Raw genomic sequence first — 12,340 nt, forward strand, 5'->3', positions numbered from 1 at the left:
CGGTCATAAAGTCTTGTCGAGGCGCGCGGCGGTGCCACGAATGCCGACATCTGCCTGCTATCTCAGGTAGAATGCGCGCCCGGTTTTTGGAGAAGCTCATGACCCTGCTCAAATTCAGCGATGTGTCCCTTGCTTTCGGCGCCATGCCGTTATTGGACAAGGTGTCCTGGCAGATCGCCCGTGGCGAGCGGGTGTGCATCATCGGCCGTAACGGCACAGGCAAATCCAGCATGTTGAAGCTGGTAAAAGGCGTTCAGAAGCCTGATGACGGGGCTGTCTGGCGCGCCCCCGGCCTCAAGATCGGCGAATTGCCCCAGGAATTGCCGGTAGCCGACGGACGGACGGTGTTCGACGTGGTTGCCGAAGGTCTGGATGGCGTCGGTGCCTTGCTGGCCGAGTACCACCACCTGGCGCAGAACTGCGTCACCGAGGAAGACCTGAACAAGCTGATGCATGTTCAGCAGGACCTTGAAGCCCGTGATGGCTGGCGCTTGCAGCAGTTGGTCGACAGCACGCTCAGCCGCTTGCAGCTGCCGGCCGACAAGACCCTGGCCGAATTGTCCGGTGGCTGGCGTCGCCGTGTTCTGCTGGCCCAGGCGCTGGTGTCCGAGCCAGACCTGCTGTTGCTCGACGAGCCGACCAACCACCTGGATATCGGCGCCATCGCCTGGCTTGAAGAAGCCCTCAAGGATTTCCAGGGTGCAGTGCTGTTCATCACGCACGACCGGGCATTCCTGCAAAACCTTGCGACCCGCATCCTTGAGCTGGACCGTGGCGGCCTGATCGACTGGGATGGCGACTACGCCAGTTTCCTGGTCCACAAGGAAGCCGCGCTGGCTGCTGAAGAGACCGCCAACGCACTGTTCGATAAGCGTCTGGCTCAGGAAGAAGTCTGGATCCGCCAGGGCATCAAGGCGCGTCGTACCCGTAACGAAGGTCGCGTGCGTGCGCTCAAGGAGCTGCGTGTAGAGCGCAGCGAGCGTCGTGAACGCACCGGCAAGGCCAACATTCAGCTGGATACTGCCGAGAAATCCGGCAAGCAGGTCATGATCCTTGAGAACGTCAGCTTCGCTCATCCGGGCGGGCCGACCCTGATCAAGGACTTTTCCATGGTCCTGCAGCGCGAGGACCGTATCGGTCTGCTCGGTGCCAACGGTACCGGCAAGACCACGCTGCTCAAGCTGATGCTCGACAACCTTCAGCCGACTGCCGGCAAGGTTGAAGTCGGTACGCGTCTGGACGTGGCCTATTTCGACCAGTTGCGTCACCAGCTCGATCTGGAAAAGACCGTAATCGACAACGTTGCCGAGGGACGTGATTTCATCGACATCGACGGCCAGAGCCGTCATGTGCTGAGCTACCTCGGCGACTTCCTGTTCAGCCCGCAGCGTGCCCGCACGCCGGTCAAGGCGCTGTCCGGTGGTGAACGAGCCCGTCTGTTGCTGGCCAAGCTGTTCAGCAAGCCAGCCAACCTGCTGGTGCTCGACGAACCGACCAACGACCTGGACGTCGAAACCCTGGAGCTGCTCGAAGAGGTTCTGCTGACCTTCAAAGGCACCGTGCTAATGGTCAGTCACGACCGGGCATTCCTCGACAACGTCGTCACCAGTACTCTGGTGTTCGAAGGCGAGGGCAAGGTTCGTGAGTACGTGGGGGGTTATCAGGACTGGCTGCGTCAGGGCGGTTCGCCGCGTCTGCTGGGCGTCGCCGACACCAAGTCGGGCAAGGCCGAGCTGGCCAGCGCTGTGGTGCAGGCCGCGCCCGTCGCCGCTCAGGACATGCCGGTGGCGAAGAAGAAGCTCAGCTACAAGCTTCAGCGCGAACTGGAGGCGTTGCCTGCGCAGATCGATGAAGTCGAAGGCAAGATGGCCGCGCTGAACGCGGAAATGGCCGAGCCGGGCTTCTATCAGCGCTCGGCGGAGCAGACTGCAGCCGTGCTGGCGCAGCTGGAAAACCTGCAGGCCGAGCTGGACAAGCTGCTGGAGCGTTGGGCCGAGCTGGACGAGTGATAGTCCGGCGCGTTCCTGACATGCAAAAAAGCCCGGGTTAACCGGGCTTTTCTCTGTGGCGGGTCAGCTTACTCGGGTTTCTTGAGGCTTACTGCCAGCACATCGCAGGGTGCGCCGTGCAGGACGTCGTTGGCGGTCGAGCCGAGCAGCAGGGCCAGGCCGTGACGGCCATGGCTGCCGACAACGATCAGGTCGCATTCTTCACTCTTGGCCAGCTTGTGGATCTCCTGGCGGGGCTGGCCGAACACCATGTGGCTTTTGCTGTTCTCCAGTTCCGGATACTTGTCCTCCAGCTTTGCTAGCTTCTGCCTGGCCTGATCGATCTGTTGCTGTTGCAACTGTGAAAGGTCCATCGGCACGTCGCCGCCGAACGCCATGGCGATCGGTTCGACGATGTGCACGACCGACAGTTTTGCCCCGCTGGCCTTGGCCAGCCCGCTGGCGCGACGTATGACCGGGTCACACTCATCGGTGAGGTCGATGGCAACCAGAATGTGTTTGTATGGCATGAGGGTGTCCTCCGGGAGAATTGCAATGATGGGAGTATGGCTCTTTCGTTCGCATCTGGGCAGACCCATGTGCAAGTCATTGTTTTCTAGAATGTTGTAAAGAGCCTGAAATCGGCTGGGGGCAAGAAATATGACGGTCTGGATAGTCCTGTCAATCATTGGTGTGATGTTGAGCCCACTGGTGTGGCTGCGTCCCTCGCGCCAGCAGAGCGGCAGGATGGCGTTGCGCATGCAGGCGCGGCGCCTGGGCATGGGCATGCAACTGACCCCGCAGGAGTGGCCGCACTGGCTGAGCAAGGAGCCGCCCAGCCCTTGCGCGCAGTACCATCGCCCGCGCCTGGGCTCGCATGCAGATGCCTGGGTGTACTGGCAAAGCGAGCCGGGCGTGTGGCGCAACCGCTGGCGCGAGCCTTGCGAAGACGCGAAGCTGCTGCCTTACCTGCAAACATTGCCCGTGGATGCCTACAAGGTCGAGGCTGACGGGCAGCTGGTTGCGGTGTACTGGGCGGAGCGGGGCGAGGCAGAAGTGTTACAGCGTATTGATGCGCTGCTCAAGGCCCTGGCCTGACCCTGAATCGCAGGCATTAAAAAGCCCGATAACAACATCGGGCCGGGGTTGGCCAGGCAGGCCGATAATTCGTCGCGTGCCGACAGGCTTTCGCCGCCATGTCGGCTTTCGCTGTTGCGCACCCGCAAATCAGCTGCATTGCGAGCCTCTTGTGGCGCAGTGCTGCGACTCTAGACCTTTTGCTTCTTTTTGTCGCGATTCCTGCGAATATTTTTTGCGCGTGCCCTCATACGGTGCGTTCGTGGCTAATTGTTCGCTGCGCCTATCGAATGTCACGCGGCATGGCTATCGTCATGCAGAAGCCCGCCAGGCCTAGTGTGGCGGCGTATTACCGCGTGCCCCATGCGGCACCTGCAGGGCATTCGAATGGCCACTATCATTACTGCGAATGATGGAGGATCGTAGGTCTTCGTGGGCATTATGAAGCCTGCGCATGCTCCTGTTAAAACGTGGATTTTCAGGTGTTTTGTCGAATTGACAATCGTGTGGTTATGCCTGATGGTGTGCGTACCCAAATCAAACGGGCGTATGAAATGAGCGTTTGGTCGTCAGAGAGCTCTGACAGAATCCCGACTACCACGTCGCGGCGGTAAGCGTGTGATTTGGCGTGTTCATCGACGGCGACGTCGTAGCCCCGTCGGACATTGAGGTCCGGCGGGTATTGTTCAGCTTCCATATTGTGGAGATCAGTTGATGATTTACGAAGGTAAAGCCATCACGGTTAAGGCTCTTGAAAGTGGCATCGTCGAATTGAATTTCGACCTCAAGGGTGAGTCCGTCAACAAGTTCAACCGTCTCACCCTCAATGAGTTCCGCCAGGCAGTCGATGCGGTCAAGGTCGACGCATCGATCAAGGGCGTGATTGTCACCAGTGGCAAAGATTCATTCATTGTCGGCGCCGATATCACCGAATTCGTCGACAACTTCAAGTTGCCGGAAGCTGAGCTGGTCGCCGGCAATCTGGAAGCGAACAGAATTTTCAGTGATTTCGAAGACCTGAACGTGCCGACTGTCGTGGCAATCAACGGTATCGCGTTGGGCGGCGGTCTGGAAATGTGCCTGGCCGCAGACTATCGAGTCATCGCCAGCAGCGCTCGCGTCGGTCTGCCCGAGGTCAAGCTGGGCCTGTACCCGGGTTTCGGCGGCACCGTGCGTCTGCCACGCATCATCGGTGCCGACAACGCGATCGAGTGGATTGCCTCGGGCAAGGAAAACGCCGCGGAAGACGCTCTCAAGGTGGGTGCCGTGGACGCGGTAGTAGCGCCCGACAAGCTGCAGGCCGCCGCCCTTGATTTGATCCAGCGCGCCATTTCCGGCGAGTTCGATTACAAGGCCAAGCGTCAGCCGAAGCTGGACAAGCTCAAGCTCAATGCCATCGAACAGATGATGGCATTCGAAACCGCCAAAGGTTTTGTCGCAGGTCAGGCCGGCCCGAACTATCCGGCCCCGGTCGAAGCCATCAAGACCATTCAGAAAGCCGCCAACTTCGGTCGTGACAAGGCACTGGAGATCGAAGCCGCCGGTTTCGTGAAAATGGCCAAGACTGCAGCCGCGCAGAGTCTGATCGGCCTGTTCCTGAACGATCAGGAACTGAAAAAGAAAGCCAAGGGCTACGACAAGATTGCCAAGGACGTGAAGCAGGCGGCCGTACTGGGTGCCGGGATCATGGGCGGCGGTATCGCCTATCAGTCGGCAGTCAAAGGCACGCCGATCCTGATGAAGGATATCCGTGAAGAAGCCATTCAGCTGGGTCTGAACGAAGCGTCCAAACTGCTTGGCGGTCGCCTGGAGAAAGGTCGTCTGACCGCGGCGAAGATGGCCGAAGCGCTTAACGCCATTCGTCCTACGCTGTCCTACGGCGATTTCGGCAATGTCGATCTGGTCGTGGAAGCAGTCGTCGAGAACCCCAAGGTCAAGCAGGCGGTACTGGCCGAAGTCGAAGCCAACGTGGGTGAAAACACCATTCTGGCGTCCAACACCTCGACCATCTCGATCAGCCTGCTGGCCCAGGCCCTCAAGCGCCCGGAAAACTTCGTCGGCATGCACTTCTTCAACCCTGTGCACATGATGCCGCTGGTGGAAGTGATCCGTGGCGAGAAATCCAGTGAAGAAGCGGTCGCCACGACCGTTGCCTACGCCAAGAAAATGGGCAAGAACCCGATCGTGGTCAACGACTGCCCGGGCTTTCTGGTCAACCGCGTGTTGTTCCCGTACTTCGGTGGTTTCGCCAGGCTGGTCAGTGCGGGCGTGGATTTTGTGCGCATCGACAAGGTCATGGAGAAATTCGGCTGGCCGATGGGCCCTGCCTACCTGATGGACGTGGTCGGTATCGACACCGGCCACCACGGTCGTGATGTCATGGCCGAAGGTTTCCCTGATCGTATGAAAGACGATCGCCGTTCTGCGATCGATGCTCTGTACGACGCCAAGCGCCTCGGACAGAAGAACGGCAAGGGTTTCTACGCGTACGAGACCGACAAGAAGGGCAAGCCCAAGAAGGTCAATGACCCGGCAGTGCTGGACGTGCTCAAGCCGATTGTCTACGAGCAGCGCGAAGTCAGCGATGAAGACATCGTCAACTGGATGATGATCCCGCTGTGCCTGGAAACGGTCCGCTGCCTGGAAGACGGCATTGTCGAAACCGCTGCCGAGGCTGACATGGGCCTGATCTACGGTATCGGTTTCCCTCCGTTCCGTGGCGGCGCGCTGCGCTACATCGATTCCATCGGTGTTGCCGAATTCGTTGCCCTGGCTGACCAATACGCCGAACTGGGTGCCCTGTATCAACCGACCACGAAGCTGCGTGAGATGGCCGCCAAAGGCCAGAGCTTCTTCGGTCAAGCGTCTTCCGAGGAATGAACCAATGAGCCTTAATCCAAGAGACGTCGTGATTGTCGACTTCGGTCGCACCCCGATGGGCCGCTCCAAGGGCGGCATGCACCGCAACACCCGCGCTGAAGATATGTCCGCGCACCTGATCAGCAAATTGCTCGAGCGCAACAACAAGGTCGACCCGGCTGAAGTCGAGGACGTGATCTGGGGCTGCGTCAACCAGACCCTGGAGCAGGGCTGGAACATCGCACGCATGGCGTCATTGCTGACCCAGATCCCGCACACCTCGGCCGCCCAGACGGTAAGCCGTCTTTGTGGTTCGTCCATGAGCGCGCTGCACACGGCTGCTCAGGCCATCATGACCAACAACGGTGATGTGTTCGTCATCGGCGGTGTCGAGCACATGGGCCATGTCAGCATGATGCACGGCGTTGACCCGAACCCGCACATGTCCCTGCACGCCGCCAAAGCCTCCGGCATGATGGGCCTGACCGCCGAAATGCTCGGGAAAATGCATGGCATCACCCGCGAGCAGCAGGACGCTTTCGGCCTGCGCTCCCACCAGTTGGCGCACAAGGCGACGCTGGAAGGCAAGTTCAAGGACGAGATCATCCCGATGCAGGGTTATGACGAGAACGGCTTCCTCAAGGTCTTCGACTACGATGAAACCATCCGTCCGGACACCACCCTGGAAAGTCTGGCGGCACTCAAGCCCGCCTTCAATCCAAAAGGTGGCACCGTGACTGCCGGTACGTCCTCGCAGATCACTGACGGTGCATCGTGCATGATCGTCATGTCGGCCCAGCGTGCCCAGGACCTCGGTATCCAGCCGATGGCGGTGATCCGTTCCATGGCGGTGGCCGGTGTCGACCCCGCAATCATGGGCTATGGTCCGGTTCCGGCCACCCAGAAAGCGCTCAAGCGCGCGGGCCTGAGTATCGCCGATATCGATTTCTTCGAGCTCAATGAAGCCTTCGCTGCACAGGCCTTGCCGGTGTTGAAAGATTTGAAAGTGCTCGACAAGATGAACGAGAAGGTTAACCTGCACGGCGGCGCCATCGCTCTGGGGCATCCTTTCGGGTGTTCCGGTGCACGCATCTCCGGCACTCTGCTCAACGTCATGAAGCAGAATGGCGGCACCTTTGGTGTATCGACCATGTGTATTGGTCTGGGTCAGGGCATCGCGACCGTTTTCGAACGCGTCTGATTCCCGAGTGTGATGCGAGCCGGGGCTTGGTGCCCCGGCTTTTGTTTTTTGAAAAAATGGTTTCAGGCAAATTTTTTGGACGTGTTACAAGGGGACCGCAACATGCAGCTGCAACCAGGGCTCTATCGCCATTACAAGGGCCCGCACTACCGGGTTTTCAGCGTTGCAAAACATTCCGAAACCGAAGAGGAAGTCGTGTTTTATCAGGCTTTGTACGGCGATTTCGGCATGTGGGTACGTCCCTTGAGCATGTTTCTGGAGTCGGTCGAGGTTGACGGCGAGCACGTCCCGCGCTTTGCTCTGGTTGAGGCTGAACCCAGCCTGTTTTCCCGAACGTGAGAGGCGATTGCACAACAGGCTGTGCTTGACCTCACCTTGTAGCCACTATATATAGCGTGGCCTTTACAAGCTCCTCACTGTCTTTCATCTAGTATTCAGGAATTTTCTGATCCATGGGCAAATCGCTGGTCATCGTGGAATCCCCGGCTAAGGCCAAGACCATCAACAAGTATTTGGGCAACCAGTACGTGGTGAAGTCGAGTATCGGCCATATCCGAGACCTGCCCACCAGCGGTTCGGCGAGTGCCGCCAAAGATCCTGCCGCCAAGCGTGGCAAGGCTGCCGCGGGCGAAGGCCCGGTACTGACGCCGAAAGAAAAGGCGCAACGCCAGCTGGTCTCGCGCATGGGAGTCGACCCGGAACACGGCTGGAAAGCCAAGTACGAGATCCTCCCCGGCAAGGAAAAGGTCATTGAAGAGCTGCGCAAGCTCGCCAAGGATGCCGACATCATCTATCTCGCGACGGACTTGGACCGCGAAGGGGAAGCCATTGCCTGGCACCTGCGCGAAGCCATCGGGGGTGATGACAGCCGCTACAAGCGCGTGGTGTTCAACGAAATCACCAAGAAAGCCATTCAGGAAGCGTTTTCCAAGCCAGGCGAACTGGATATTGCCCGGGTCAACGCCCAGCAGGCGCGTCGCTTCCTCGACCGCGTCGTCGGCTACATGGTCTCGCCGCTGCTCTGGCAGAAAGTTGCCCGTGGCTTGTCTGCCGGACGTGTGCAGTCGGTCGCAGTAAAACTGGTAGTCGAGCGCGAACGTGAAATCCGTGCGTTCAACCCCGAGGAGTACTGGGAGATCCACGCCGATCTGGGCACTGCCAAGGGCGCAAATGTGCGTTTCGAAGTGGTGCGTGAAAATGGCGAAGCGTTCAAGCCGCTGAATGAAAGCCAGGCCATGGCCGCCCTTGAAAAGCTCAAGGCGTCCAGCTACAGCATCGTCAAGCGTGAAGACAAGCCGACCAGCAGCAAGCCGTCGGCGCCATTCATCACCTCGACCCTGCAGCAGGCGGCGAGCAATCGTCTGGGCTACGGCGTGAAGAAGACCATGATGATGGCTCAGCGCTTGTACGAAGCGGGCTACATCACTTACATGCGTACCGACTCGACCAACCTGTCGGCTGATGCCGTCAGCATGGCGCGTGACTACATCGAAACCGAATTCGGCAAGAAGTACCTGCCGGAGTCGCCCAACGTCTACAGCAGCAAGGAAGGCGCGCAAGAAGCTCACGAAGCGATTCGTCCTTCCGACGTCAACACTCACCCGAGCAAACTGACCGGGATGGAGCGTGACGCCGAGCGTCTTTACGAGTTGATCTGGCGTCAGTTCGTGGCCTGCCAGATGCTGCCTGCGCAATACCTGTCGACCACCGTTACGGTCGCCGCGAGCGATTTCGAGTTGCGCGCCAAGGGCCGAATCCTCAAGTTCGACGGTTACACCCGTGCGCTGCCGCAGATGGCCAAGCCGGGCGATGACGATGTTCTGCCGGACATGGCCCAGGGCGAAACCCTGAAACTGAACAAGCTCGACCCAAGCCAGCACTTCACCAAGCCGCCTGCGCGTTACTCGGAAGCGAGCCTGGTCAAGGAGATGGAAAAGCGTGGCATCGGTCGCCCGTCGACCTACGCAGCGATCATCTCGACCATCCAGGATCGTGGCTACGTGGCGTTGCATAACCGCCGCTTCTACTCGGAAAAGATGGGCGACATTGTCACTGGACGTCTGTCCGAAAGCTTTTCCAACCTGATGGACTATGGCTTTACCGCCGGGATGGAAGAAAATCTCGACGACGTGGCTCAGGGTGAGCGCGACTGGAAGAACGTGCTGGACGAGTTCTACGGCGATTTCCGTAAAAAGCTTGAGGTGGCCGAGGCCGCTGATGGCGGTATGCGTGCCAACCAGCCAGTGATGACCGATATCCCGTGCAAAGTGTGCGGCCGTCCAATGCAGATCCGTACGGCCTCGACGGGCGTTTTCCTGGGTTGCTCCGGCTACAGCCTGCCACCCAAGGAACGCTGCAAGGCGACCGTCAATCTGACTCCCGGCGACGAAATTGCCGACGATGATGAGGGTGAGTCCGAGTCGCGTGTTCTGCGCGGCAAGCATCGTTGCCCGATCTGCAGCACGGCGATGGACGCCTACCTGCTGGACGAGAAGCACAAGCTGCATATTTGCGGCAACAACCCCGATTGCACCGGTTACGAGATCGAGGAAGGCACTTATCGCATCAAAGGCTATGAAGGTCCGAGCCTGGAGTGTGACAAGTGTGGCAGCGAGATGCAGCTCAAGACCGGCCGTTTCGGCAAGTTCTTCGGCTGCACCAACCCGGACTGCAAGAATACCCGCAAACTGCTGAAAAGCGGTGACGCGGCGCCGCCGAAGATGGACCCGGTGAAAATGCCGGAGCTCAAGTGCGACAAGGTTGACGATACCTACATCCTGCGTGATGGTGCTTCGGGTCTGTTCCTGGCTGCCAGCCAGTTCCCGAAGAATCGCGAAACCCGCGCACCGCTGGTCATCGAAATCGCTCCGCACAAGGACGAAATCGATCCCAAGTATCACTTCCTTTGCGAAGCGCCGAAGAAGGATCCGGACGGTCGTCCAGCAGTGATCCGCTACAGCCGCAAGACCAAAGAGCAATACGTCCAGACCGAAGTAGAAGGCAAGCCTACCGGCTGGCGTGCGTTCTATGACGGCAGCGCCTGGAAGGTTGAAGACAAGCGTTGATCGCAAGCGCCCGGCTCAAGTGAGCCGGGCGCTGTTTTCGATAGGCATCCGCCTGTTTTGCCGGACGGCCCAAGTGCCGCAGGCTATGCTGTTCTCTATCCTATCGTTATGGAGAGTGTCGCCATGGCTCATGAGCTCTATACCCGTACCAACCAGAAAATCTATTTCGCAGGGCTCTCGCTCGAAGCGTTGGGGAGGGCGGAGAAGGGGCAGGCGGTGAACTCTCCTGCGTTGCTGCAGGCAGAACGCGAGTCCGCGCTGTTTCATCTATATGGTGCGCTGCTGGGCCTGTGTCATGAGATCGCAGGTTACTACCGTCTGCCGCAAGCCAGTGCGCGACGTGCGGAAGAGTTGTTGACGCAAGAGGTGCTGAACGCCATCGCCATTCCCGAAATGGCCGAGCTGGTAGAGCTCGCCCAGAATCGCCAGACATGGCTTGCGCAACTGCTGGCAGCCTATAACGCGTTGTATGAGCCACCGCGAGCGCCGAAAAAGCTCAAGGGTGATGTCACGCAGCCGATGATACAGGCAGTGAACCTGGACGCAGAGCCGGAGTCTGAACTCTCACGTGAAGAGCTCGAAAATTGGCGCCAACAGCTTAAAGGGTTGGCCATCCGTTTTCGTGAAGGCCTGAGCGAGTGCTGAAAACCAATGAAGTAAGGGCTGGCAGGCTGTTACAATGCCGGCTTATCGCGGAGTAACTGTACCAATGCCTACCTCTTTCCTGGAAATTGTCGAACTACCTGACGGACGTATCGAGCTGCGTCGTGCCGATGACGAGGGTTCTCTGGTAACGCTTGATTTCTCTGCGGATGCCAAAGCGTTCATGCAGGGTCAGCATGTCGAAGTCGCCAAAGCCATGTTGAGTGTGGGTGTGCAGATGGCTGGCCGCTTGGCGGAAGGCGAAATCGAAAAGGATGATGTGCCTCACGTTCTGCATTGATCGACGACTGGGCCTTAGCCCAGCCGGATGTTCAGGCTCTGTGCTTCCCCGATTTTTGCTGCACTGATCAGTTGCTGACGCGCTATGGCGCCTAGCGGGTTGATCCAGCTCACCACCGTATGACTACGCCCCAGTCGAAGTGCTTCGCGAGTCAACTCCAGTACGCTTTGCGTGCCGCGTGGCTGCAGAAGAAGAATCCGCTCCCTGTTCAGCCCGGCATCGCGCAGCCATGTCTGCGTCAGGCTGGATGGCGGTGCGATCAGTGTCAGCCAGCGCGCATCCAGCTCCTCACTCAGTTCCCGAAGAATAGGGGCCAGAAGGTTGAGGCAGTTCCCGGCAGCGCCGCGCAATGACAGTTCACTGAAGGGCTCTGGTTCATCGCCCCACGGCGTTTCGACTGCATCTGTGAGCAGCGGGGCGATGGGCTGAGCCAGAAACGCCTCGAACAGCGGCAATTGCGAATGCGGTGCTTGATGGAACTGCATAACGTCTCCTTAGCGGCGAATGACGCCGACGCTCAAACCTTCGATCACCAGTTCCTGATCCTTGAGATCGACCTCGATGGGTGCGAAATCAGGGTTTTCCGCCAGCAGCCAGACCTTGCTGCCTTCACGCTTGAAACGCTTGACGGTCACTTCATCGCCAATCCGGGCAACCACGATCTGGCCGTTGCGGGCCTCGCGTGTGGTGTGCACGGCGAGCAGGTCGCCATCCAGAATGCCGACGTCCTTCATGCTCATGCCGTGAACGCGCAACAGGTAGTTGGCGCTGGGGTGGAAGAAGGAAGGATTGATGTTGCAGGACTCTTCGATGTGTTGCTGGGCCAGGATCGGTGCACCTGCTGCAACGCGGCCGATGACTGGCAGGCTGCTGTCATCCGGCCGCGCTTCGAAGCCGGGGATGCGAATACCGCGTGAAGCACCTGGGGTCATTTCGATGGCGCCTTTACGCGCCAGGGCTTTCAAGTGCTCTTCCGCCGCGTTGGGCGATTTGAAGCCCAGCTCCTGAGCGATTTCCGCACGTGTCGGCGGGAACCCGTTGTCTTCCAGGCAGCGTTTGATGAAACCCAGGATTTCAGCCTGGCGTGGCGTCAGTTTGATCATGAGGGGCGCTCTGGCTTTTTATACAGTGACTGGGATTATATACAGTGAAGGCGCGTTGGCAATCATCCATTTCATTTTCGCTGCCGAGCGGTGGCCCTACTCAT

General features: G+C 59.0%; 11 protein-coding genes. 8 read left to right on the forward strand and 3 right to left on the reverse strand.

Annotated elements, in window-relative coordinates; translation table 11 throughout:
• The first annotated feature begins 98 nt into the window (after positions 1-98).
• Positions 99-2,009, forward strand: a complete 1,911-nt coding sequence (locus tag JOE34_RS15455; RefSeq protein WP_003427133.1) for an ATP-binding cassette domain-containing protein — start codon at positions 99-101, stop codon at positions 2,007-2,009.
• Positions 2,010-2,077: 68 nt separating this feature from the next.
• On the opposite strand, the gene JOE34_RS15460 is transcribed toward JOE34_RS15455, so the two are convergent.
• Positions 2,078-2,518, reverse strand: coding sequence for a universal stress protein (locus JOE34_RS15460; protein ID WP_003391606.1), 441 nt, complete (start codon positions 2,516-2,518; stop codon positions 2,078-2,080).
• Between the two features lie 130 nt (positions 2,519-2,648).
• Between JOE34_RS15460 and JOE34_RS15465 the strand changes: the two genes are divergently transcribed.
• From JOE34_RS15465 to JOE34_RS15495, 7 genes are all read left to right on the forward strand, one after another.
• Positions 2,649-3,086 (forward strand): hypothetical protein, encoded by a 438-nt coding sequence (locus tag JOE34_RS15465; protein WP_003391608.1) that lies wholly within the window; start codon positions 2,649-2,651, stop codon positions 3,084-3,086.
• A gap of 693 nt (positions 3,087-3,779) precedes the next feature.
• Positions 3,780-5,945, forward strand: coding sequence for a fatty acid oxidation complex subunit alpha FadB (gene fadB / locus JOE34_RS15470; RefSeq protein WP_122220329.1), 2,166 nt, complete (start codon positions 3,780-3,782; stop codon positions 5,943-5,945).
• Positions 5,946-5,949: 4 nt separating this feature from the next.
• On the forward strand, positions 5,950-7,125 hold the full coding sequence (fadA, locus tag JOE34_RS15475) for an acetyl-CoA C-acyltransferase FadA (RefSeq protein WP_003370497.1): 1,176 nt from the start codon (positions 5,950-5,952) through the stop codon (positions 7,123-7,125).
• Between the two features lie 102 nt (positions 7,126-7,227).
• Positions 7,228-7,464 (forward strand): DUF1653 domain-containing protein, encoded by a 237-nt coding sequence (locus JOE34_RS15480; protein ID WP_003315802.1) that lies wholly within the window; start codon positions 7,228-7,230, stop codon positions 7,462-7,464.
• A gap of 113 nt (positions 7,465-7,577) precedes the next feature.
• Positions 7,578-10,190, forward strand: a complete 2,613-nt coding sequence (gene topA, locus JOE34_RS15485) for a type I DNA topoisomerase (protein WP_161421686.1) — start codon at positions 7,578-7,580, stop codon at positions 10,188-10,190.
• Positions 10,191-10,313: 123 nt separating this feature from the next.
• Positions 10,314-10,835, forward strand: coding sequence for a DUF6586 family protein (locus JOE34_RS15490; RefSeq protein ID WP_003348039.1), 522 nt, complete (start codon positions 10,314-10,316; stop codon positions 10,833-10,835).
• A gap of 64 nt (positions 10,836-10,899) precedes the next feature.
• Positions 10,900-11,133, forward strand: a complete 234-nt coding sequence (locus tag JOE34_RS15495; protein ID WP_003315798.1) for a hypothetical protein — start codon at positions 10,900-10,902, stop codon at positions 11,131-11,133.
• 14 nt (positions 11,134-11,147) lie between these two features.
• Here JOE34_RS15495 and sulA read toward each other — a convergent pair whose 3' ends face one another.
• Together sulA and lexA are read right to left on the reverse strand one after the other, a co-directional pair.
• Positions 11,148-11,618 (reverse strand): SOS-induced cell division inhibitor SulA, encoded by a 471-nt coding sequence (gene sulA / locus JOE34_RS15500; protein ID WP_003315797.1) that lies wholly within the window; start codon positions 11,616-11,618, stop codon positions 11,148-11,150.
• Positions 11,619-11,627: 9 nt separating this feature from the next.
• Positions 11,628-12,236: a transcriptional repressor LexA gene (gene lexA, locus JOE34_RS15505; protein ID WP_003315796.1), complete on the reverse strand. Its 609-nt coding sequence runs from the start codon at positions 12,234-12,236 to the stop codon at positions 11,628-11,630.
• Positions 12,237-12,340 lie beyond the last annotated feature (104 nt).

The sequence above is a fragment of the Pseudomonas sp. PvP028 genome, assembly GCF_017832255.1.
Taxonomy (GTDB): Bacteria; Pseudomonadota; Gammaproteobacteria; order Pseudomonadales; family Pseudomonadaceae; genus Aquipseudomonas; species Aquipseudomonas syringae.

Excerpts from the sequence above, each read along its gene's own strand:
- JOE34_RS15490 (WP_003348039.1), top strand. The coding sequence starts at position 10,314 with ATGGCTCATGAGCTCTATACCCGTACCAACCAGAAAATCTATTTCGCA.
- JOE34_RS15495 (WP_003315798.1), top strand. The coding sequence starts at position 10,900 with ATGCCTACCTCTTTCCTGGAAATTGTCGAACTACCTGACGGACGTATC.
- JOE34_RS15460 (WP_003391606.1), bottom strand. The coding sequence starts at position 2,518 with ATGCCATACAAACACATTCTGGTTGCCATCGACCTCACCGATGAGTGT.
- topA (WP_161421686.1), top strand. The coding sequence starts at position 7,578 with ATGGGCAAATCGCTGGTCATCGTGGAATCCCCGGCTAAGGCCAAGACC.
- sulA (WP_003315797.1), bottom strand. The coding sequence starts at position 11,618 with ATGCAGTTCCATCAAGCACCGCATTCGCAATTGCCGCTGTTCGAGGCG.
- fadB (WP_122220329.1), top strand. The coding sequence starts at position 3,780 with ATGATTTACGAAGGTAAAGCCATCACGGTTAAGGCTCTTGAAAGTGGC.
- fadA (WP_003370497.1), top strand. The coding sequence starts at position 5,950 with ATGAGCCTTAATCCAAGAGACGTCGTGATTGTCGACTTCGGTCGCACC.
- JOE34_RS15480 (WP_003315802.1), top strand. The coding sequence starts at position 7,228 with ATGCAGCTGCAACCAGGGCTCTATCGCCATTACAAGGGCCCGCACTAC.
- JOE34_RS15455 (WP_003427133.1), top strand. The coding sequence starts at position 99 with ATGACCCTGCTCAAATTCAGCGATGTGTCCCTTGCTTTCGGCGCCATG.
- lexA (WP_003315796.1), bottom strand. The coding sequence starts at position 12,236 with ATGATCAAACTGACGCCACGCCAGGCTGAAATCCTGGGTTTCATCAAA.
- JOE34_RS15465 (WP_003391608.1), top strand. The coding sequence starts at position 2,649 with ATGACGGTCTGGATAGTCCTGTCAATCATTGGTGTGATGTTGAGCCCA.